At 74.7% G+C, this 21,531-nt stretch carries 19 protein-coding genes; 12 read left to right on the top strand and 7 right to left on the bottom strand.

The window, feature by feature from the left end:
* Window positions 1-873: 873 nt before the first annotated feature.
* From ACIP9H_RS23610 to ACIP9H_RS23595, 4 genes are all read left to right on the top strand, one after another.
* Entirely contained in the window at window positions 874-2,700 is a 1,827-nt protein-coding gene (locus ACIP9H_RS23610; protein ID WP_401960600.1) for an acyltransferase family protein, read from the top strand.
* A gap of 327 nt (window positions 2,701-3,027) precedes the next feature.
* The gene (locus ACIP9H_RS23605; RefSeq protein WP_401960597.1) at window positions 3,028-4,293 is read left to right on the top strand and encodes a hypothetical protein; all 1,266 of its coding nucleotides are present in this window, start codon (window positions 3,028-3,030) and stop codon (window positions 4,291-4,293) included.
* Between the two features lie 113 nt (window positions 4,294-4,406).
* Window positions 4,407-5,852, top strand: a complete 1,446-nt coding sequence (locus tag ACIP9H_RS23600; protein ID WP_401586275.1) for an MFS transporter — start codon at window positions 4,407-4,409, stop codon at window positions 5,850-5,852.
* Window positions 5,853-6,108: 256 nt separating this feature from the next.
* Window positions 6,109-6,483, top strand: coding sequence for an RNA polymerase-binding protein RbpA (locus ACIP9H_RS23595; protein ID WP_319658303.1), 375 nt, complete (start codon window positions 6,109-6,111; stop codon window positions 6,481-6,483).
* A 62-nt stretch (window positions 6,484-6,545) separates the two neighbouring features.
* Here ACIP9H_RS23595 and fxsA read toward each other — a convergent pair whose 3' ends face one another.
* The 5 genes from fxsA to ACIP9H_RS23570 form a co-directional block, all read right to left on the bottom strand.
* Window positions 6,546-7,217, bottom strand: coding sequence for an FxsA family membrane protein (fxsA, locus tag ACIP9H_RS23590; RefSeq protein WP_401586278.1), 672 nt, complete (start codon window positions 7,215-7,217; stop codon window positions 6,546-6,548).
* A gap of 46 nt (window positions 7,218-7,263) precedes the next feature.
* Window positions 7,264-8,058: a polyprenol monophosphomannose synthase gene (locus ACIP9H_RS23585; protein WP_401586280.1), complete on the bottom strand. Its 795-nt coding sequence runs from the start codon at window positions 8,056-8,058 to the stop codon at window positions 7,264-7,266.
* On the bottom strand, window positions 8,055-9,716 hold the full coding sequence (lnt, locus tag ACIP9H_RS23580) for an apolipoprotein N-acyltransferase (RefSeq protein ID WP_401586282.1): 1,662 nt from the start codon (window positions 9,714-9,716) through the stop codon (window positions 8,055-8,057). The genes ACIP9H_RS23585 and lnt overlap by 4 nt, the downstream gene beginning before the upstream one ends.
* A gap of 561 nt (window positions 9,717-10,277) precedes the next feature.
* A complete protein-coding gene (locus tag ACIP9H_RS23575) occupies window positions 10,278-11,921 on the bottom strand; it encodes an amidohydrolase (protein WP_401960593.1) in 1,644 nt (547 codons plus the stop codon).
* Between the two features lie 53 nt (window positions 11,922-11,974).
* Window positions 11,975-12,415 carry an Lrp/AsnC family transcriptional regulator gene (locus tag ACIP9H_RS23570; protein ID WP_319658299.1) on the bottom strand — a complete coding sequence of 147 codons (441 nt, stop codon included), beginning with the start codon at window positions 12,413-12,415 and terminating at the stop codon, window positions 11,975-11,977.
* Between the two features lie 166 nt (window positions 12,416-12,581).
* Between ACIP9H_RS23570 and ACIP9H_RS23565 the strand changes: the two genes are divergently transcribed.
* Window positions 12,582-12,791: a hypothetical protein gene (locus ACIP9H_RS23565; RefSeq protein ID WP_401960591.1), complete on the top strand. Its 210-nt coding sequence runs from the start codon at window positions 12,582-12,584 to the stop codon at window positions 12,789-12,791.
* Between the two features lie 7 nt (window positions 12,792-12,798).
* Here the strand turns inward: ACIP9H_RS23565 and ACIP9H_RS23560 are convergent, their stop codons facing one another.
* Window positions 12,799-15,099 carry a SpoIIE family protein phosphatase gene (locus ACIP9H_RS23560; protein ID WP_401960589.1) on the bottom strand — a complete coding sequence of 767 codons (2,301 nt, stop codon included), beginning with the start codon at window positions 15,097-15,099 and terminating at the stop codon, window positions 12,799-12,801.
* A gap of 150 nt (window positions 15,100-15,249) precedes the next feature.
* On the opposite strand from ACIP9H_RS23560, the gene ACIP9H_RS23555 reads away from it, so the two are divergent.
* From ACIP9H_RS23555 to ACIP9H_RS23530, 6 genes are all read left to right on the top strand, one after another.
* Window positions 15,250-15,711 (top strand): SRPBCC family protein, encoded by a 462-nt coding sequence (locus ACIP9H_RS23555; protein ID WP_401586294.1) that lies wholly within the window; start codon window positions 15,250-15,252, stop codon window positions 15,709-15,711.
* Between the two features lie 18 nt (window positions 15,712-15,729).
* Window positions 15,730-16,629: a hypothetical protein gene (locus tag ACIP9H_RS23550; protein WP_401960587.1), complete on the top strand. Its 900-nt coding sequence runs from the start codon at window positions 15,730-15,732 to the stop codon at window positions 16,627-16,629.
* Between the two features lie 10 nt (window positions 16,630-16,639).
* Window positions 16,640-17,866 (top strand): glutamate--cysteine ligase, encoded by a 1,227-nt coding sequence (locus ACIP9H_RS23545; protein WP_401960584.1) that lies wholly within the window; start codon window positions 16,640-16,642, stop codon window positions 17,864-17,866.
* An 88-nt stretch (window positions 17,867-17,954) separates the two neighbouring features.
* Window positions 17,955-18,431 (top strand): hypothetical protein, encoded by a 477-nt coding sequence (locus ACIP9H_RS23540; RefSeq protein ID WP_401586300.1) that lies wholly within the window; start codon window positions 17,955-17,957, stop codon window positions 18,429-18,431.
* Window positions 18,432-18,446: 15 nt separating this feature from the next.
* Window positions 18,447-19,406, top strand: a complete 960-nt coding sequence (locus ACIP9H_RS23535; protein WP_401960581.1) for a ribonuclease BN — start codon at window positions 18,447-18,449, stop codon at window positions 19,404-19,406.
* A complete protein-coding gene (locus ACIP9H_RS23530) occupies window positions 19,360-19,494 on the top strand; it encodes a CsbD family protein (protein ID WP_401586521.1) in 135 nt (44 codons plus the stop codon). The genes ACIP9H_RS23535 and ACIP9H_RS23530 overlap by 47 nt, the downstream gene beginning before the upstream one ends.
* A 79-nt stretch (window positions 19,495-19,573) precedes the next feature.
* On the opposite strand, the gene ACIP9H_RS23525 is transcribed toward ACIP9H_RS23530, so the two are convergent.
* The gene (locus ACIP9H_RS23525; protein ID WP_401960579.1) at window positions 19,574-20,515 is read right to left on the bottom strand and encodes an anti-sigma factor RsbA family regulatory protein; all 942 of its coding nucleotides are present in this window, start codon (window positions 20,513-20,515) and stop codon (window positions 19,574-19,576) included.
* Between the two features lie 205 nt (window positions 20,516-20,720).
* Between ACIP9H_RS23525 and ACIP9H_RS23520 the strand changes: the two genes are divergently transcribed.
* Window positions 20,721-21,515 (top strand): ArsR/SmtB family transcription factor, encoded by a 795-nt coding sequence (locus ACIP9H_RS23520; protein ID WP_401960576.1) that lies wholly within the window; start codon window positions 20,721-20,723, stop codon window positions 21,513-21,515.
* The last annotated feature ends 16 nt before the right edge of the window (window positions 21,516-21,531 follow it).

Here is a 21,531-nt window from a genome sequence, read left to right as displayed (position 1 = left end):
GTACGAGCGGCGGGACGCTGCGGAATCCCCTGCCCGGCACGGGCCTTCGGCGCGGCGGCACGGGGAGCCGGGGCCGCGGGACGGGCCTTCGGCGCGGGCCGGGCGTGCGCCTCAGGACGGGCCTTCTCTTCGGGCCGCTTCTTCGATGCCGGCCGGACCTCCTGCTCGGGACGGGCCTTCGCCTCAGGACGGGCCTTCTCTTCCGGCCGCTTCTTCGATGCCGGCCGGACCTCCTGCTCGGGACGGGCCTTCGCCTCAGGACGGGCCTTCTCTTCCGGCCGCTTCTTCGATTCCGGCCGGACCTGCGGCTCAGGACGGCGCGTCGCCTCAGGACGTGGCTTCGGGGCCGGCTCGGCTGCCTTGGCGTCCTCGCGGGCCCGGGTGGTGGGCGTCTTCCGGGTGCGTGGCTGCGGCGCGGGCTCGGGCGGGCGGCCGGCCTTGGGCTTCTGTCGCGAGCGGGGCGCGGGCTCCGGCTTGCGGCGCTGCCGCGCGGCACGGGACGGCGTCTTCGGGGCCGGGCGGGGGCGCGCGGGCCCGCGCGGCACCTCGTCCTCCCACGTGCCCGGGAGCGGCTGGCCGAACCAGGGGTCGGGCTGCCCGTACCAGGCATCGGGATGTCCGTACCACGGCACGGGAGCGGTGTGCTCCCCGGGATAGTGATCCATCACAGTCCTTCAGCTCCGGCGCCAGGTGCGTGACGGCACATGACGGCCCGTCATACAGGACCGTAGGACGGGTGTGTGCCGCCCGCATTCGGAGGAGTGCGAACGGGGCAATCCGCACCTCACCCGATCGGGTAGAGCGGATGAGGCAGCGGGTCCAATACGGCGGCGCCGGGATGCGGAGCGGTCCCCGGGTACCGACCGTGGCCTGATGAACACTCAGCACCCACGCGCACAGGGTCTCGACGGTCTGCGTGCGCTGGCCGTGACCGCGGTCGTCGTGTACCACGTGCACGCTCCGTGGCTGCCGGGCGGCTTCCTGGGCGTGGACCTCTTCTTCGTCCTCTCCGGCTACCTGATCACCAGTCTGCTCGCCGCCGACCACTGGCGGGGCGGGCGCCTGCGGCTCGTCGCCTTCTGGCGTCGCCGCGCCCTGCGGCTGCTGCCCGTGCTGTGGCTGGTCCTCGCGGTGACCGCGTGCGCGGCGACGCTGGTCGGCGGGGACGGCCGGCGCGACCTGCGGGGCGCCGTGGCGGCCGCGCTCACCTACCGCAGCAACTGGTGGCAGCTCGGGCGGCACGACATGTACTTCGCGCAGTTCGGCGCCGAACCGCCGCTGCGGCACCTGTGGTCGCTGGCCGTGGAGGAGCAGTTCTACGTGGCGTGGCCGCTGCTGCTCTGGGCGGTGATGGCCGTCGTCCGCCGCCAGTGGGCGCAGGCGGCGATCGCGGCGGTGCCGGCCGCCGCGTCGTTCACGGCGATGGCGGTGCTCTACGTACCGGGCACCGACCCCTCGCGGGTGTACTACGGCACGGACACGCACGGCGGCGGCCTGCTGCTGGGCGCGGCGGTCGCGCTCGTGCTGCCGCTGTCACGGGCCGGGACGCTGCGCAGGGCCGGGCACGTGCGGGCCATCGACGGGCTGGGCGCGGCGGGGCTGGCCGTACTGGCCGCGACGGCGCTGCTCGTGTCCGGGACCTCGGCCTTCGTGTACCGCGGCGGTCTGGTGCCGGTGTGTCTCGCGGCGGCCGCGCTCACGGTGGCGGCGGGCGGTCCCGGGAGGATCGCCCGGCTGCTGGCGTGGCGGCCGCTGGCCTGGACCGGGCGCCGCTCGTACGGGATCTACCTGTGGCACTGGCCGGTTCTCGCCTGCCTGGTCAACGCCGCCCCGGAGGCGCTGAGTTCGCCCTTCGTCCGCTGCGCGGCGCTCGCCCTGCCGGTGGTCCTCGCGGCGGTGTCGTACCGCGTGCTGGAGGAGCCCCTGCTCCGGCTCGGCCTGCGCGGGTACGCCGAGTTGTGCAGCACGTTCCTGCGCCGGGCGTGGGGCGCCCGTCCCCGGACGGTGCTGGGAGCGGTGGCCGCGGTCGTCGCGGTGGCCTGCGTGGCGTACGTCGGTGTGCTGCGGGCGCCGTCGGGCGGCGGCCTGCAGGCGCAGATCGCGTCGGGCGAACGCGTGGTCGCGGCGGCGCCGACCGCCAGGATCGCCGAGCCGCTCCGCGCGGAACGGCCGCAGCGGCCCGAGGAGGACGGACCGGACACCGCGACCGGCGGCGCGCCGGACGTGACGGGCGCCGACATCACGGCGGTGGGCGACTCGGTGATGCTGGCCTCGGCGGACGCGCTGCGGGAAGTGCTCCCCGGGATCGCCGTCGACGCCGTGGTGGGCCGTCAGATGGATGCCGCCCCCGAGGTCTTGGAACGCATGCGGGACGCCGGGCGGCTGCGCCGTGTGGTGGTCGTCGGGCTCGGGACGAACGGGGACGTCACCCGGGAGGCCCTCGACCAAATCGTGCGGATCGCGGGCCCCGGACGGCTGCTCGCGTTCGTGGACGTCCAGGCACCCCGGTCCTGGGAAACCCGGGTGAACGAGGCGCTGAGGGAGGCGGTGCGGCGGCACCCGGGGTGCGTGCTGGTCCCGTGGCGGGGGGTGATCGCCCGGCACCCGGGGCTGCTGTGGGGGGACCGCATCCACCCGCGCCCCGAGGGCGCACGGCTGTACGCACGGGCCCTCTCCCATGCCGTGGGGGCGGGATTCTGACGTGCCGTCCGCACCGGCCCGGAGCGCGCCTGCCTGACGGCTCGTCGGCTGACGTATCGTCGGCCCATTCCGAAGTCAAGATCCTCTGACAGAGGGTCACCCGTTTGACCAGCTCTTCACATTTTTCTGACGCGGCTCCAAATGTGTCGCTGACCTGCGGTGACCGCGATCGACCGACAGACCTGATGCCCCGTCCGGAGCAACGCGGCAGCCCGTTCCGAGGTGCGGCCGTATCCCGGTCCTCGTGCCATGGGAGCAAGGACGCGGTCGCAGTTCGTGCCACGGGAAGCCAGTCCCACCTGCCCCGTCCGCAAGGAGGTTCACCTCATGCGTGCTCCACGCATCATGGCCGGGGCGGCGATGACCGTAGCCGCTGTCGTCCTGCCAACAAGCGCTGTCGCAGCCCCTGGCGTCGGGCTCTCGAGCTACCGGGTCTCCCCCGGTGACCTCGTCACGGTCACCGTCGCCAACTGCGTGAGCGACACGGTCATCACGACCAGCATCCCGGAGCGCCCCACCGTGGCGGTCAGCTCGACCGGCGGCGGTGCCAGCTTCACGGTCCCGGCGGCCACGCCCCCGGGCACGTACAACGTGACCGTCGACTGCACCGAGCCGACCGGTCAGGACACCGGCCCGAGCGTCGTGCAGCTGACCGTCCGCGCCATCGACGGCAACGGCAGCGTCCCGGGCGCCGGTGCCGGCGTCGGCACCGGCTCCGGTGACGGCCGGGGCGACAGCCGCGGCGACGACCGGGGTGAGGGTCGCGGCGACGACAACGGCGACCGCGACCGCGACCGTGACCGCGGCGACGACCACGGCGACCGCGGCGACGACCGGGGTGACGACCGGGGCCGGGACCACGGCGACCGGGGCTACGGAGACCGGGGTTACGGCCGCGGCGGGCACGGCGGTTACGGACACGGCCGCGGCGGCTACGGCGACAACTGCGACTCGTGGTGGGGCGGTGGCCGTGACGGCTACGGCCGCGGTGGCGAGGACGGCCGTGGCGGCGACGGCGGTTACGGCGGCGGCGGTCGCGGTGACGGCGGCGGCCGTGGCGACGACGGCGGCCGTGGCGACGACGGTGGCCGCGGTGACGGCGGCGGCCGCGGCGACAACGGCAACGGCGGCCCCGGCAGCCAGGGCCTGAGCGACGACTTCGCCGCTCAGGGCGCGGGCACCGACCTGGCCGACGGCCGCAACATGGACGACAACGGCGGCTTCGGCCGTGGCGGCGACGACCGCGGTGACTTCGGTGGCCGCGGCGGCGAAGGTGGCCGCGGCGGCGAAGGTGGCCGCGGCGGCGAGGGCGGCCGCGGCGGCGACGGCGGTTACGGCGGCGGCCGCGGCGGCTGCTGGGGTGGTGGCGGCCGCGGTGGCGGTGGCGGCGGGATCGGCGGCGGCATCGGTGGTGGCGGGATCGGCGGCGGCGGGATCGGCGGCGGCCCGATCGGCGCCCCGAACACCGGTCTCGGCGGTTCGATCGGCATGAACACCCCCGAGACCATCGTGGGTGGCGCGCTGCTGGCCACGGGTGTCGGTGCCACCTTCTGGGTGCTGCGCCGCCGCCGTACGAACGGCGGCAAGGCCTGATCGTCGCGGACCGCCGCGATCCAGGCATACCGCCCTGCCCCCGGGGCCGCCCCAGCGGCGCCCGGGGGCAGTCGTGTGTCCTGGCTCTCACCCGGCGCCCGGCGGATGGCATCATGCCGATCACATCGGCACGGCGCACGGACACGGAACGGCGGGCACAAGTGGTGAGCACGGACGAGGCGCGGGACACGACGGCGGGCGGCGGCGCCGTGGCGGCCGCGGGCGAAAGACGCCGCGAGCAACGCGGCTGGTACTTCTACGACTGGGCCAACTCGGTCTTCTCCACCAGCGTCATCACGGTCTTCCTCGGCCCCTATCTCACGGACATCGCCGAGGCGGCGGCCGATCCCGACGGCTTCGTCCGCCCGCTCGGGATACCCGTGCGCGCGGGCGCCTATTTCGCGTACGTCGTCTCCGCCTCCGTACTGCTGTCGGTGCTGGTGATGCCGCTCGCCGGGGCGATCGCGGACCGTACCGGCCGCAAGAAGCCGCTGATGGGGCTGTTCGCCTACATCGGGGCCGCCGCGACCACCGCCATGTTCTTCGTGGGCGGTGACCGCTACCTCCTGGGCGGCGGGCTGCTGATCGTCGCCAACGTCGCCTTCGCGGCGTCGGTCGTCCTCTACAACGCGTTCCTGCCGCAGATCGCCGAGCCCCACGAACGCGACGCCGTGTCCTCGCGCGGCTGGGCGTTCGGCTACGCCGCGGGCGCGCTGATGCTCGTCGCCAACCTCGCCCTCTTCCTGGGCCACGACGCGGTCGGCGTCTCGAAGGGCACGGCCGTGCGGATCTGCCTCGCCTCGGCGGGGCTGTGGTGGGCGGGCTTCACGATCGTGCCGATGCTGCGGCTGCGCGACCGGCTCGCCCCGGCGGCCGAGGCGGCCGGGGTCCGGCCCGGATCAGGGTCCGGGGCGCTGCGCCAGGGCTGGCGGCAGCTCGCCGACACCGTCCGGGACATGCGCCGCTATCCGCTCACGCTCGGATTCCTGCTGGCGTACCTCATCTACAACGACGGCATCCAGACCGTGATCTCCCAGGCCTCCGTCTACGGTTCGGAGGAACTGGACCTGGACCAGACGACGCTGATCGGCGCGATCCTGCTGGTGCAGGTGCTGGCGGTGTTCGGTGCCCTGCTGCTCGGCCGGCTCGCCGCGCGGTACGGGACGCACCGCACCGTGCTCGGCTCGCTGGTGGCCTGGACGATCACCCTTGCGGCCGGATTCTTCCTGCCCGCCGGCCGGCCGGTGGGCTTCTTCCTCCTGGCCGCGGCCATCGGCATGGTCCTGGGCGGCAGCCAGGCGCTGTCGCGGTCGCTCTTCTCGCACCTCGTGCCGCGTGGCAAGGAGGCCGAGTACTACTCGGTGTACGAGGTGAGCGACCGGGGGACGAGCTGGCTCGGGCCCCTGCTGTTCGGGCTGACCTACCAGCTCAGCGGCAGCTACCGGGACGCGATCATCTCGCTGGTGGTCTTCTTCGCGATCGGCTTCGTGCTGCTGCTCCGGGTGCCGATGCGGCGGGCGGTGGCGGCCGCGGGCAATCCGGTCCCCGAGACGATTTAGCCCCTCTGAGTGCGACGCGGTAGTGTACGCGGTTGGTTCGACGGATGGGCCGTTACTGCGCGCTAAAGATATCAGAACGCAGGGTGACATCTTTCGTGAGATGTGACAAAACGGGCGCCGATGGGTACAAAAAGGGGCGGCACGACGGGCGACGCACCTCCCGATACGGGAATCTTCACCGCCGACCGGACGTTGACCGGATGACGACGACAGCGACACCTGTCCTGTGGGCGACATAGCCCGGGAGGCACGATTCATGAGTGAGCGAGCTCTCCGCGGCACGCGACTCGGGGCGACGAGCTACGAGACCGACCGCGGCATCGATCTGGCGCCTCGCCAGACCGTTGAGTACGCATGCCGGAACGGCCATCGATTCGAGATGCCGTTCTCGGTGGAGGCCGAGATTCCGCCGGAGTGGGAGTGCCGGGCCTGTGGCCAGGTGGCTCTTCTGGTCGACGGAGAGAGCCCGGAGGAGAAGACGAGCAAGCCCGCGCGTACGCACTGGGACATGCTCATGGAGCGGCGTACGGTCGAGGAGCTGGAGGAAGTCCTGGCCGAACGGCTGGCCGTTCTGCGCTCCGGCGCGATGAACATCGCGGTTCATCCGCGCGACAACCGCAAGACCGCCTGACAGAAGGTAGCGGGCCCGTGAGGGGCGGGCCCCATCCGACGTGCGCCCCGGGCGACGTGGCCTCAGTGCCGCGACCCGGGGTTTTCGTTGTCCTCACCCGCGCCCCGGTCGACCACCTCGCCCGGAATGACCTTGCCGTCGGGGCGGTGGATCCGCATCTGCGTTTCCGCGTCGCGGGCCTGCCGGAAGAGGTCGCCGAGCGAACCCTGTTCCTGGGGCCGGGCGGCGACCCTGCGCTCCAGCGCGCGCCCGCCGACGCGGGTCAGCAGCGAGCGGGTGGGCGGGAAGAGGAAGAGCAGCCCCGCGACGTCGGAGATCAGGCCGGGCACCATCAGCAGCAGGCCGCCGGTCAGCAGCGCGCCGGCGCCGCCCTTCGCCCTGCCCTTGCCCGCGGTGCCGCCGCCGGCGGCTCCAGTGGCCCCGGAGTCCTCGGCCCCCGCCGCGCTCCCGTCCTGACCGGGCGGTGTCGCCGCGCGCACCGCCTCGCTCAGCGACCGCCACGCGCTGCGGCCCGCGTTGCGCACCGCCAGCCCGCCGAGGACCAGTCCTGCGACGAGCAGCAGCAGGACCGTGAAGCCGCCGGCCGCCCTGCCGACCAGGATCAGCAGCCAGATCTCCAGCAGGGCGTACGCGGCCACGGCCGGCGCGATCCAGCGCCGCCCGCGGGAGCGCCCCTGCTGTCGCTGCTGCTGCGGTCCACCGGACCCGTCCGGCGGCGGGGTGCTGATCGTCATACGCCCCATTGTGCCTGGTCGCCGCCGGACGCCCCGAGGGCCCCGGTCAGCTCTTGCGGCGGGCCTCGCCGAAGCGGCGCACGCGGGACCCGACACCCCAGGCGGTGACCCGCCACAGGGCCTCCACCACGATGTCCCGGCTCATCTTGCTGTCGCCGCGCTCGCGCTCGACGAAGGTGATCGGCACCTCGACGACGTGGAAGCCGGACTTCACCGCGCGCCAGGCCAGGTCGACCTGGAAGCAGTACCCCTGCGAGGCGACCTCGTCCATGCCGAGTCCGAGCAGCGTCTCCTTGCGGAAGGCCCGGTAGCCGCCGGTCACGTCGCGCAGCGGCACGTCGAGGAGGAAGCGCGAGTAGGTGCTGCCGCCGCGGGACAGGTACTCGCGGGACTTGGGCCAGTTCACCACGCGGCCGCCGGGGATCCACCGCGAGCCGAGCACCACGTCGGCGCCCTTGAGGGCGGTCAGCAGCCGCGGCAGTTCCTCGGGCTGGTGGGAGCCGTCGGCGTCCATCTCGACCAGCACGCCGTAGCCCTGGTCGATACCCCAGCGGAAGCCGGCGAGGTAGGCCGCGCCCAGGCCCTCCTTGCCCTTGCGGTGCAGCACGTGCACGTGGTCGTCGACGACGGCCAGCTCGTCCGCGAGCTTGCCCGTGCCGTCGGGGCTGTTGTCATCGGCGACAAGGACGTGCGCCTCCGGCACGGCAGCCCGGACCCGGCTCACGATCGGCTTGATGTTCTCGGCCTCGTTGTACGTCGGAATGATCACGAGAACCGTGCCGAGCGGCCCGTAGGCGCTCCCCGGGGCCGTACCGCGGGTGACCCCACCGCCAACGCTCACTGCTGCTCCTCCGTTTGCTTGCTGCCTCGCCTGCCCAGCACGAACGCCGCGACGCACGACAGGAGCCCCACCATAGCGAGCGCCCATTCGGGACCGTCGCCGACGCGGTCGGCGACGGTCAGTTCGTCCCGCAGCGGAAGCCGGGCGCTCAGTACGTCCTGGGTGAACTCCCGGGTCTGCTGCTCGATCCGGCCGTCGGGGGCGACCACGGCCGTTATGCCGCTCGTGGCGGCCGTGACGACGGCGCGGCCGTGCTCCACCGCCCGGAGCTGCGACATGGCCAGCTGCTGCTCGGGCTGGCCGGTGCGCCCGTAGGTCGCGTTGTTGGTCTGGATGATCAGCGCGCGGGCGCCGGCGGCGACGGTGTCGTGCACGATGCCGTCGTAGGCCACCTCGAAGCAGATCACGTCGCCGAGCCGCGCCGGGCCGATCTGGAGCACCCCGGAGTGCTTGCCGGGGTAGAAGTCGCGCGGGATCTGGTCCAGGCGCTTGATGACCTTCGTCAGCTCCTGCCGGAACGGCACGTACTCGCCGAACGGCACGGGGTGCTGCTTGGTGTACGAGGCGCCGGGGCCGGTCACCGGGTCCCAGACGATGCCCTCGTTCTGCACATGGGTTTCGTCCGGGCCGTCGACCAGCGCGCCGACGAGGACGGGGACTCCGACGGCCTGGACGGCCTTGGTGATCAGCGCGTAGGCCTGCGGCTCGGCGAACGGGTCCATGTCGGAGGAGTTCTCCGGCCAGATCACCAGGTCCGGCTTGGGGGTGCGACCCGCCTTGACGTCCGCGGCGAGCTTGAGCGTCGCCTCGACGTGGTTGTTGAGGATCTTCAGCGGACGGCCGAGGAAGTGCAGACCCGGCTGCTGGACGTTGCCCTGCACGATGGCGACCCGGACGCTGTCGTCGGCCTTCGTCGGGACCGGTACGGCCCAGCCCGCCGCGAACACGGCTACCGCCGCCACGGCCGCCCCCGCCGCGGGCACGAAACGACGCCGCCCGAACACGACCGGGCCCGTGCGCAGCAGCCACACGGCGACGGCCGCCGAGGCCAGCAGGGAGCCGCACAGCGCCACGGCGAAGGTCACCAGCGGGGCCCCGCCGAGCGCCGCCAGGGGCGTGAACGGCGAGGAGGTGTTGGCGAACGCCAGCCGCCCCCACGGGAAGCCGCCGAACGGCAGCCGGTCCCGGGCCAGTTCCTCCGTCACCCACAGGCAGGCACCCCACAGGGGCCAGGCCCGCAGCCGTGACGTCACGGCCAGGCCGGCGCCGAGCAGCGCGACGAAGGCGGCCTCGATCAGCGACAGGCCGACGACGGCGTCGTAGCCGATCACCCGCAGCCACAGCAGCAGCCACAGGAAGAACGGCAGGCCGAAGGCGAAGCCGAGCCAGGCGCCCTGGCCGCCGGTGCGGCCCCGGGTCAGCAGTGCCAGGCCCGCCACCGCCGCGATCGACAGCGGCCACAGTCCGTACGGCGGGAAGGCCGCCGCGAGCGCCAGGCCGCACACGGCCGCGATCGCCGTGCGCCGCGCGTGCCGCCGCACGGACCGCCGGACGCGGGCCGCCCTCCCGGGGGCGCCCACGGCCGCCGGCGGGCGGGCCTCATCGGTCGTCGCCGTCGGCTCGGCGGTCGCCGTCGGGGCGTCGGAACGCGGTCGCACGTTCGCGGCCTTCCTTGCAGGTGGGCACTGTGTGAAGTGACCGTACCCCGGATGGCGGCCCCCGCGGACCTCGGGCGGGCAAAGCGGACGGCCGGACCGCGCCCGTGACGGGGCGCCAGGGTCCGGCGCGGCGGTCCCCCAGCGCTGGGGGAAGGCGAGGGGAGGTGGGCTCGGGGCCCGGAGCGCCCTTCGGGCCGACCTGGGACCCGCTGGCTGCGGATCGGCGACAAGGCCGTTGTCTACTGGGCGTCCGGGCCCCTCCCGGTCACACCTGCCGGCCGGGCGAGCCCGTTCCGTACCGCGGGCGCTGGACCTGGCTTCCAGTGGCGCGTGCCAATGCGGCGCGACGCCCCGGGGCCCAGCGGCGGTCGCCGGACGCGTGGAGGCCTCCGGTCGGACGTCCGGTGGTGGACCCGGCCGAACCTACTCGCCCCCGACCGTCGCCTGTCAACAGCCGTGTGACCTGCGCTGATTGGCCAAATCAGCAGGTCAAGCGCGGGCCGCGGACCGTGCCACGCCATGCCGAGGGAGAACCGTTCGGCCGCATCGCGCGGGCTCGCGTCACTCGTTCGGCCGTGCGAACACCGTGCGGCCTCCGACGACCGTCCGCAGGGCGGTGGGCAGCGGCAGGTCCGGGCTGAGGTCGGGCAGGCCGGGGGTGCCGGAGCGCGGGTCGGTGGACCAGTTGGCGACGCGGTCGTCGGGGGCCTGGACGACCAGGTCGCCGGCCTGCCAGACGACGTAGTCCGCGGGCGCGCCCGGGACGAGGACACCCGCGTCGTCGCGGCCCGCGGCGCGCCATCCGCCGCGCGTGTGGGCGTTGAAGGCGCCGCGTGCGGAGATGCGGTGGTCCAGGGTCCGGTGGAAGGCCGCGGCACGCACCGTTCCCCAGGGGTCGAGCGGTGTGACGGGGCTGTCGGAGCCGAGCGCCAGCGGCACGCCGGCGCGGGTCATCGCCGCGAAGGGGTTCAGCGTGCGGGCCCGGTCCACGCCCAGACGCCGGGCGTACATGCCGTCCTCGCCGCCCCACGCCGCGTCGAAGGCGGGCTGCACGGAGGCGACGAGCCCCAGTTCGGCGAAGGCCGCGACGGTGTCCCCGGTCATCATCTCGGCGTGCTCGACCCGGTGGCGCAGGGCGCGCACCCGGTCGAGGCCGACGCGCCGGGCGGCCTCGCGCACGCCCTCGGCGACGGCGGCGACGGCGGCGTCGCCGATGGCGTGGAAGCCGGCCTGCACGCCCGCCGCGGTGCACAGCGCCACGTGCTCGGCGACGGCGGCGGCGTCGAGGTACCCGGTCCCGCTGGTCCCGGGAGCGTCGGCGTACGGGGCGTGGAGGCAGGCCGTCCTGGAGCCGATCGAGCCGTCCACGAAGAGGTCGCCGCCCGCCCCGATCGCCCCCAGGTCGCGCAGGCGCTCCAGGTCCTTCGGGCCGGTGACGGCCTCGGCCCAGTAGCCGAGGACGGACGGGCCCGGCTCCTCGGCCGCCAGGCGCAGCAGCGCGGTCAGGTCGTCCTCGGAGGAGATCTCGGGCCCCGCGCACTCGTGGAGGGCCCCGATGCCCAGCGAGGCGGCGTGCGCGAGCGCGGCGCGCTGCGCGGCGGCGCGCTGTTCGGGGGTGACGGCGGCGTACGCGGCGCGGCGCACCGCGTGGTGCGCGTCGCGGGTGAGCGGCCCGGCCGCGTCGTGGCCGGCCAGCGCCTCGACGCCGGGGACCAGCGCCAGGAGGGCGGTGGTCACGACCGCGGAGTGCACGTCGGCGCGGGTCAGGTACAGGGGGCGGCCGCCGGTCGCGGCGTCGAGTTCGGCACGGGCCGGCGGGCGCTGCTCGGGCCAGCGGGACTCGTCCCAGCCGTGGCCGAGCAGCACGCGGTGGCCCGGGTGGGCGCGCGCGTGGGCGGCCACCCGGTCCAGCGCCTCGGTGAGCGTGCCGGCCCCGGCGAGGTCCAGGCCGGTGAGGGCGAGACCGGTCGCGGTGGTGTGCACATGCGCGTCGGTGAAGGCGGGGGTGACCAGCGCGCCGGCCAGGTCGACGACCTCGTCGACGCCCTCCGTGAAGGAGTCCGCGGCGCCCTCGGAGCCGAGCCAGGCGACCGTGCCGCCGTCGACGACCATGGCGGTGGCGAAGGGGTCGGCGGGGCTGTAGACGTTGCCGCCGCGCAGCAGCACGGTACGGGGGGTGGTCGGCTCGTTCGTGGTGTGCGGCACTGGTTTCGCCTCGCGGGGTGGTGCGGTGTGGGAGTGCTTCGGTGGGGCCGGGCTCAGACGCGTGGCGGCCGGGCCTCGTAGGGGGTGGAGAGCACGACCGTGGTCCGGGTGGAGACCCCGGCCAGGGTGCGGATCCGCGCCAGCAGGTGCTCCAGCTCGATCGGGGTGGCCACCCGGACCTTGAGGATGTAGTTCTCCTCGCCGGCCACGCTGTGGCAGGCCTCGATCTCCGGGACCTCGGCGAGCCGGTCGGCGATGTCGTCCGGGGCGCTGGGATCGAAGGGCTTGACCGAGATGAAGGCGGTGAGCGACAGGCCCACCGCGTCGGGGTCGACGATCGCGGCGTACCCGCGGATCACCCCGCGCTGCTCCAGGCGGCGGACCCTCTGGTGCACGGCCGAGGTCGACAGACCGGTGGCCTTGCCCAGGTCGGTGTAGCTCATGCGCCCGTCGGCCACGAGAAGTTCCACGATTTGCCGGTCCAGCTCCTCCACGACGCAAGAACCTACAGGGTCCGTGGTCGTCCGCGACATCCGGCCCGGTTCCCGGCGGTACGTCCCCGGCCGGCACACATGGCGGACAATTCCCTTGAACGCCGTGTTTCCGGCATCCGTCGCGGGGCAGTCGAACCGGTGCCGAACAGCCACGGAGGTGATGCCGGTGCCGGAAGGCCAGGAGCGACCGCCGAGCGGCGGCGACGGAACCCGCCGGCCGGACCCGGGAGCGCCGGACGACTCCCCCGCCGCCGGCGAACTCGACGAACTGCTGCGCTACGAGCGCGAGCACGCCGACCGGCCCGCCGTGCTCCGGATGCTGCGGGCCCACCGCCGGCGGCTCCGCGGCGAGGAGGACACAGGGGCCCATGGCTGACGACCCGTCACGCCGTGACGCGCACGCACAGCAGGCAGCTGTCGTCCCCCGGATCGGCCGGGACGAGCGCCTCGGTCACCCGTAGCGCCACCGTGGCCGAATCGCCGCCGGCCACGGACTCGGCCGCACGGCTCAGGCGCTCCAGCCCCGCGTCCAGGTCCTGGCCGCGCCGCCCGACCAGCCCGTCGGTGAACAGGAAGAGCCGGTCGCCTGAGCGCAGTTCCGCCGTCGCCTGCCCGTAGGCGCTCTCGTGGCTCGCGCCGAGGATGCGCCCGTCGGGCTGGGCGAGGAAGACCGCGTGGCCGTCGCGCAGGTGGAGGATCGGCAGATGTCCGGCCCGGGCCCAGGTGAGGATGCCGGTGCCGGGCCGGTACTGGGCCAGCAGCATCGTCGCGGTGGCGGTGCCCTTGCTCATCAGCGCGTGGTTCAGACGCTCCAGGACGCGCTGCGGGGGCGTGCCGCTCAGCGCCATGGCCTCGGCGCCGTGGCGCAGTCCGGCCATGGTGGCGACGGCCTCGATGCCGTGGCCCGCCACGTCGCCGACACCGAGCAGGGTCGAGCCGTCGGGGAGTTCGACGGCGGAGAACCAGTCGCCGCCGATCTGGATCGAGGCCGCGGCGGGCAGGTAGGACACGTCGCAGTTGAGTCCGGGCAGGTCGAAGGAGCGGGCGGGCAGCGGCAGCAGCGCGTCCTGGAGGCGGCGGGCCAGCGCCTGCTCGGCGCTCGGACCGCGCTGCCGGGCGCCGAACGCGCGCCGCGCCTCGTCGAGGGCGATCTGCTCGTTCCGCTGCGCGGTCAGGTCCTGGTAGAAGCCGTGGACCGCGACCGGCCTGCCCTCGGCGCCGATCACGGCCTCGGCGACGAAGCGCAGGTGACGGGTGCCGTGCGCGGTGCGGATGCGGAAGGGCACGTCGACCGGCTGTCCGGAGGCGAGCAGCGCCTGCGCGGCGGCGCCGGCGGCCGGCAGGTCCTCGGGGAACAGCTGCCGGGCCAGCTCGTCCATGGGGATGGGGCCGAGCGCGGGATCGCGGTCGAAGATGGCGTAGACCTGCGGGGACCACTGGAGGGCGTCGGTCGCCAGGTCCCAGTCGGCCCAGCCGAGGTTGCCCAGGTACTGAAGCCGCCGCAGCCGTTCGGCCTCTTGGCCGGCCGCGGCCTGCGGCGGCCAGGAGACGACGAGCGCGTCACCGAGGCGCACCGCGCGCACCGCGTGGCGGACGGCGGGGTCGGGGCCGCCGCAGGCGATGCCGGGGTCGTCGGACGCGTCGCTCTCGTAGGGCTCGCCGGTCGTGAGCGCGTGCAGGCAGCCGTGCCAGAGCGGGGTCCCGGCGACCGCGGGGTCGCACTCCAGCACCCGCAGCCCCACCAGCTCGCGCCCGGTGCGGCCCGCCGCGTCCACCGACGCCGGGGCGGCGGCCTCGATCCGGAAGTCGGTCACCTCGCCGCTCCGGCCGCGCACGGGCACGAGCAGGACGACGGCCTCGCGCAGGCAGTCGAAGACGACCTGAAGCGCCGGGGCCCGGTCCGCCGCGCTGTCCGGGGCGGCCGCCGGTTCCGCGCAGGCGGTGCAGACCCGCGCGGCGGCCTGCACCAGGGCGCGGTCGGCGGCGTCGAACGCGTCGGGCCGCCGCCGCAGGAACCCCACCACGCCGACGACGTCCTCGCCGCGGCGCATCGGCACCCAGGCCCGCGACGGCCATGTCTCCGGGCAGTCGCCCACGAGCGGCCGTCCGGCGGTGCCCTTGTGGAGGTCGCTCATCCACACCGGGCGTCGCAGGTTCACCGCCTCGAAGGGTGCGAGGTCGCGGATCGGCGGCAGATGGCCCCAGGCGGAGGCGAGGGCGGTGTCCACCCCGGCGTGGGCGACGAGGTCGAGCCCGCCCCCCGGAGAGCGTACGTAGACCAGGAGCGCGTCGACCCCCGCCGAGCCCGCGAGCTGCTCCTCCAGGCCCTGGGCGAATTCGTCGGCGGTGTCGCCGCCGGCGTTCTCCTTCCCGCCGGGGAGCGGCGTCCCCGCGGCGGAAAGGGCGGGACCGTGCGCGGCGAGCAGCGCCCACGCCTCCTCCACCAGGGTCCGGCCCGCGCTCGCGGCCCGCGCCTGCAATTCCTCGCGGGCCTCGCGGGGTGTCATTCCCAGACGCCCCATGAGCACGCCCCTCGCCCGCTCCACCGCGTCCCGGCCGGGGATCGTCCGCTGCTGGTCGTCCAGCTCCGTGCGGAGGCGGGCGACGGTGCGCGCCAATTGCTCGGCGGCGGTACGCGGCTCCTGCCGGCCACCGAACGCGGAAGCGTGTCCGTCGTGGCTCACCTTGCGAGCATCGCACAGGCGGACCCCCGAACGGGCAGGTCATCGTTCGGCCATCGCGCACCGGCCAAGCCGGGCGACGGGGCGACCGGGGTTAGGAGCATCTCCTCCGGGAAGCCGAACCACCGACCGTTCCACGAAAGGAGAAACCACATGGGCACCATCAGCGAATTCGTCGACGTCGACGTCCCGCTGCACACGGCGTACAACCAGTGGACGCAATTCGAGGAATTCCCGCAATTCATGGAGGGCGTGGAGCAGGTCACCCAGGTCGACGACCGCCACAATCACTGGGTCACGAATGTCGCGGGCGCCCGACGGGAATTCGACACGGAGATCGTCGACCAGCTCCCCGACGAGCGCGTGGCGTGGCGGACGCTGTCCGGTGACGTCAGGCAGCGCGGCGTCGTCACGTTCCAGCGGCTCGACCGGAAGCGCACGCGCGTCAACCTCGCCATGGAGGTCGAGACCTCCGGGCTCGCCGAGAAGGCCGCCGACGCGCTCGGTGTGCTGGACCGGCGCACCCGGGGCGACCTGCGGCGTTTCAAGGACTGGATCGAGGAGCGCGGAGCTGAGTCCGGTGGCTGGCGCGGCCGGGTAGCGCCGGGCGGGTGACGGTGCGACCGTGGCGCCATGACGGACCTGGACGCGGTGGCGGACGAGCTGTACGCGCTGGCGCCGGAGGACTTCACCGCCGCCCGCGACGCGCACGTCAGGAACGCCCGCCGGGCCGGGGACCGGGGGCTGGCCGCCCGCATCGCGGGCCTGCGCCGGCCCTCGGTCGCCGCGTGGGCGGGCAATCTGCTCGTGCGGGAGCACGCCGACGAGGTCACGGCCCTGCTCGGGCTCGGCGAGGCACTGCGGCGGGCCCATCGTGAGCTCGACGGCGCGCAGTTGCGGGCCCTCGGCCGGCAGCAGCGGGTCCTGGTCGAGGCCCTGGGCCGGCAGGCCGCCCGGCTCGCCGCGGACGCCGGGCGGCCGCTGGCGGACGCCGCGCTGGACGAGGTTCGCGGCACCCTGCACGCCGCCCTCGCCGACGCCGGCGCCGCGCGTGCCTGGGCGACGGGGCGCCTCGTGCGGCCGCTGAGCGGCGCCGTCGACTTCGACCAGGCCGTCGGCGGCGCCGTTCCCGCGGCAGGGGCCCCGGCCGGGCCCGAGCACGCGGCGGCCGCCAAGGACACCGTCGTTCCCCTGCGGTCGCGGCCGCACGACGCGGCCAGGCGCCGCCGCAGGCTGGACGAGGCCCGCCGCCACGCCGAGCGCGCCCGCAACGAGGCCCTCGCCCGCGACGCGGACCTCGCGGAGGCCCGCACGGCACTGGACGCCGCCGAGTCGCGGCTCCGCGAACTCACCGAGGCCGCACTGCGCGCGGAGGAGGACCGGCGGTGCGGCGCCGCCGACCGCGACCGGGCGCTCGGCCGGGTCGCGGAGGCCGAGGAGTCGGTGCGGGCCGCCGCCGGGCAGGCGGCCGCCGCCGCGGCGCGCGTCGGCGAGCTGGCGGTGGACCTCGCGGAACCCGGCTCGGGCGGGTAGACGCACGGCCATGACCGCCCAGGAGGAGAACGTGCCCCCGCCGCGGCCCGCGACGGCGCCTGAGCCCGGCAGGACCCTCGGGGTCGAGGAGGAGTTCCTGCTCGTGGACGCGCGCACGCGGCGCATCGCGGGGCTGGCCGGCCCCGTGATCGAACGGGCCCGGCGGATGCCCCCGCCCGCGCCGGACGCCGTACTGCAGCGGGAGCTGTCCGCGGCGCAGGTCGAGGCGGCCACGGGTGTGGCCACGGACCTGCCGGAACTGGTGCGGCAGCTCGACGGGGCCCGGCGCACCCTGGCCGCCGCAGCGCGGGCCGAGGGCGGGCGCCTGGTGTCGACGGGCCTGCCCGTGCTCGACGGGGCGGCGCCGTTGAGCGGCGGGGAGCGCTACGCCGCGATCGCCCGGCTCTACGAGCGGCAGGCCGCGGGATATCTGGCCTGTGGCTGCCATGTGCACGTCGGGGTGCCGGACCGGGAGACGGCGGTCGCGGTGGTCAACTGGCTGCGGCCGTGGCTGCCCGTCCTGCTGGCCCTGTCCGCGAACTCCCCCTGGGACCGGGGCCGGGACTCGGGGTACGCGAGCTGGCGGGTCATGGATCAGGCGCGTTTCCCCGGGTCGGGAATCCCGCCGCGGTTCGGCTCGGCCGCCGAGCACGACGCGGAGGTGGCCCGGCTCGTCGAGTGCGGCGTCCTCGTGGACCCCGCGATGACCTTCTGGCTCGCCCGGCCGTCGCCCCATCTGCCGACGGTCGAGGTCCGGGCCGCCGACGCGCTCGGCACGACGTGGGAGACGGCTCTGCAGGCGGCCCTCACCCGGGCCCTGGTGGCGACGGCGCTCACCGACCTCGCGGCGGGACGCGAAGCGCCCGCCGTACCGGCGCAGCTCGCCTCCGCCGCGCTGTGGACCGCGGCCCGCTTCGGTCTCGACGGCCACGCCGTCGACCCCGTGCGCGAGACCCGCGTCCCGGCCCGTGCGCTGCTCGGCCGCCTCCTGGCACGGCTGGCCCCCGCGCTGGAGGCCACCGGCGACCTGCCCTTCGTCCGGGGTGCCGTCAGGGCCCTCCATCTGCACGGCACGGGCGCCGTCCGCCAGCGCCGGGCCGGCACGGTCTCCGGGCCCACCGCGGCGGTCGACATGCTCGCCGCCCAGACGGAGGGCGCGCCCCCGCCCGGCCGGCGGGCCCATGACTGCCCGGCGCCTGGTTTGTCCGGTGCCGGAGGGGAAAGCCGCTCCCCATGAGGCTCCCGGCGGAGCGTGCGGACCGGGCGCGGTCCTCCGGTGCCGGTCGACGTCCGCCGCGCGCGGACCCGAGCGAGGGAGGCCCGCCATGCGCCGGGACGTCCTGGAGATCTATCTCAACGACCATCTGGCGGGCTCGACCGCCGGCCGCCGGCTCGCACACCACCTCGCCGAGCACCACCGCTCCTCGCCGTACGGCGGCGAACTGAGCCGGGTCGCCGAGGAGATCACGGAGGACCGGCAGGCCCTTCTCGGCGTGATGGACGCCCTCGACGTACCGGCGCGGCGTCACAAGGTGTATGCCGGACGGCTCGCCGAGAAGGCCCGCCTGCTGAAGCTCAACGGGCGCGTGACCCGCAGGTCCGGACTGAGCACGGTGATCGAACTCGAGACGCTCCGGCTCGGCATCGAGGGGAAGTCCCTGCTCTGGCGTACGCTGCTGTCACTCACGCCGCACCGGGACCTGGACGAGGCGCAGCTGAAGGGCCTGCTGGAGCGGGCCCGTGAGCAGGCCGACACGGTGGAGGCGGTACGTCGTCACGCGGCCGTCGCCGCCTTCCGCTGAACGCCGAGGTGTGTGATGGCCCGACCCGGGGTGTGGTGGACGCTGCGGCATCCGCTCCGGGCATGGCGGCGTTCCACGGGCCACCGGGTGATGCGCCAGGGCGGCGAACTGGAACTGCTGCACCGGGCCATGGGGTTCGCGGCGCTGGGCATGGTGACGCTGGTGCCGCTGCTGATCGTGGTGGCGGCCGCCGTGCCGTTCCAGCAGGCCGGGTTCGCGCAGTGGATCGTCGACGGGATGGGCCTGTCGCCGACCCCGTCGGAGGCGGTGCGCAAGCTCTTCGCGGCACCGCGCAGGGTGTTGAGCAGTACCAGCGTGCTGAGCCTCGTGCTGCTGGGGCTCTTCGGTCTGTCCTTCGCGGCCGCCGTCGAGGTGGGGTACCTGCGGATCTGGGAGCTGCCGCCGGCGCCGTGGCACCAGTTGTGGCGCCGGGCGGTGTGGCTGGTGGCGCTGACGGCGTACCTGTTCGCGGAGGCGCAGAGCGGCACGGTGCTGAGGGAGGGCCTGCCGGCCGCGTTCGTGCGGGTGGCGCTGACCCTCCTCCTGGGGGTGCTGTTCTTCTGGTGGGCGCAGCACTTCCTGCTGGCCGGGCGGATCAGCTGGGGGGCGCTGCTGCCGGGGGCCATCCTCACCGTGGCGGGCCTGGTGGGGCTGCGGATCTTCTCCTCCCTGGTGTTCTCCCCGCTGATCGTGACGAACGCGGTCTCCTACGGCGCGGTCGGCACGGTGCTGATCGTCCAGTCGTGGCTGATCGGCGTCGGGTACGTCGTCTTCGGGGCCTGTCTGCTGGGCCGGCACCTGTCCGTCCCGATTGACAGGTTTTCGCACCATTCCGGCGGGCAGGCGCACGACGAGAACGAAGCTGCCGAAGGCTCGGAAGGAGACCCCCATGGGCGCCGAGAAGAAGGCCAAGCACACCGGTCAGAAGATCAAGGGCCAGGTCGAGGAGACGGCGGGCAAGGCCACCGGCAATGACCGGTTGAAGATGAAGGGCAAGGCCGATCAGGTGAAGGGCGACGCGAAGCAGGTCGTGGAGAAGTCGAAGGACACCCTCGACCACTGACGCGCACCGGCGACCGTACGGCGCCGGGGGCCGGCGACGCGCGACGGCGCGTCGCCGGCCCTTGCCCGTGGGCGAAGCCTCAGGTACGGGACGACCGCATGTAGAAGCGGATCCTGGTGCCGTCCGCGCCGGTCCGCGTGCGGACCAGGTCCGCGAGGTGGTGCACCATCAGCAGGCCGCGCCCGTGCGGCAGGCCGCGGGCCGCGGGGCGGCGCCCCGCGAGCGGGTCGTCGAGGCGGCCGGTGTCGGCGACCTCGCACACCACGTGACCGTCCTCGGCCCACACGGCGACGGTCCCGGAACCGCCCGCGTGCACCACGCTGTTGGTGATCAGCTCCCCCGCGGCCGGCGTGAAGTCGCCGAGCCGCTCCCCGGTCAGGCCGAGCCGGCGCGCCCGCTCGGCCGCGGCGCCGCGGGCGACGGCCAGGCGCTCGGAGTCGAAAGGCTCGGAGACGGTGTCCGGCGGTGGCGGCGGGAGGGCGTTGTACGCGGCCACCACGCGGTCCGGCGCGTACGCGGGGCTCCGTGACAGGCGCCCGCCCTCGACGGTGACGGGGTGCGTGGCACGGGCGTCGGCCAGCGCGGTGGCGTCCAGGCGGGCGGCGTCGTAGGGGCACAGGATCGTCAAGGGGCGGCCGGCGAAAGCCAGGTTGATCAGTGCCTCGTGCTGGGCGCAGGCGGGGTGCTCGACAGCGCTGCGGCCCGGCCACACGGGCTCGCCGACGATCCTGACGCGGACGCCCGGGTGCTCGTCGGCGAAGGCGCCGAGCACGCCCGGGATGATGCGGCCCGGATTGCGGCCGGCCTGCTGCATGTCGAGCCAGTGGACCTGGTCCGCGCGCGTCCCCAACTGGGCCCGCAGCAGTTCCAGTCGGGCCCCGGGCACGGCGACGGCCACGGGTTCGCCGCCGTAGAGCCCCTCCAGCACGAAGGGGACCGTGCCCTCCATGTAGTCGCGCATGGTCCGGTAGAACAGCGCCGGGTGCACGAACGGCCCGGCCTGGGAAGCCTCGTTCCGCACCTCGTCACCCTCCCGCCGCCCCCGGCGACCCTACCAACCGCTCACGCGCCGCGGGCGCGGCAGCGCGACTGGGCGGAGCCCCGTAACGGGAGGCGCCCTCCCCCTTCGCGCGCCTTGCCGGGTCCCGCGTTGACAGGCAGCCGGACGGCTGCCTATGGTCGACGGGACAGGCAGCCGGACGGCTGCCTGTCCGGGACGGCGGGACATGGACGACGCGATCTTCAAGGCACTGGCGGACGCCAGCAGGCGCAGGCTGCTCGACAGCCTCAACGCCCGCAACGGGCAGACCCTGCGGGAGCTGTGCACCGGCCTCGACATGGCCAGGCAGTCGGTCAGCAAGCACCTCGCCGTCCTGGAGGCGGCACATCTGGTGACGACCGCCCGCCGCGGCCGCGAGAAGCTGCACTTCCTCAACGCCGCCCCCGTCAACGCCATCGCCGAGCGGTGGATCGACCAGTACGACCGCGAGCGCGCCCGCGCGCTGGCGGACCTGCACAGGGCATTGGAGCTGCCGGCGATGAGCGAGAGCGCGTTCGTCTACACGACCTACATCCGCACCACGCCGGAACGCCTCTGGCAGGCGCTGACCGATCCGGCCTTCACACGCCGCTACTGGGGCGTGGCGTTCGAGACCGACTGGCGGCCGGGGTCGCCCATGGTCTGGGAGGAGAAGGGCGCCCGGACCGCCGACCCGGAGCAGGTCGTCCTGGAGTCCGGGCCGCACCGGCGGCTGTCGTACACCTGGCACACCTTCACCCCGCGCTGGGCCGAGAACGCGGGCGTGGACGCGGACACGCTCGCCCGGCTGGTCCGGGAGGAGCGGTCCCGGGTGACGTTCGAGATCGAACCGCTCGGCGACACGGTCAAGTTGACCGTGGTCCACGAGGCCCACGACCCCGGCAGCACCGTGCTCGGCATGGTCCGGCACGGCTGGCCCGCCCTGGTCTCGGGCCTGAAGACGCTGCTGGAGACGGGCGAGACCCTGGAGCAGCCCGGCTAGGCCGCCGCCTTCCCGG

Source organism: Streptomyces sp. NPDC088732, from assembly GCF_044751205.1.
GTDB lineage: Bacteria > Actinomycetota > Actinomycetes > Streptomycetales > Streptomycetaceae > Actinacidiphila.
The sequence above is the reverse complement of the archived record's forward strand: the minus strand, read 5'-3'. Positions and strand labels throughout refer to the sequence as shown.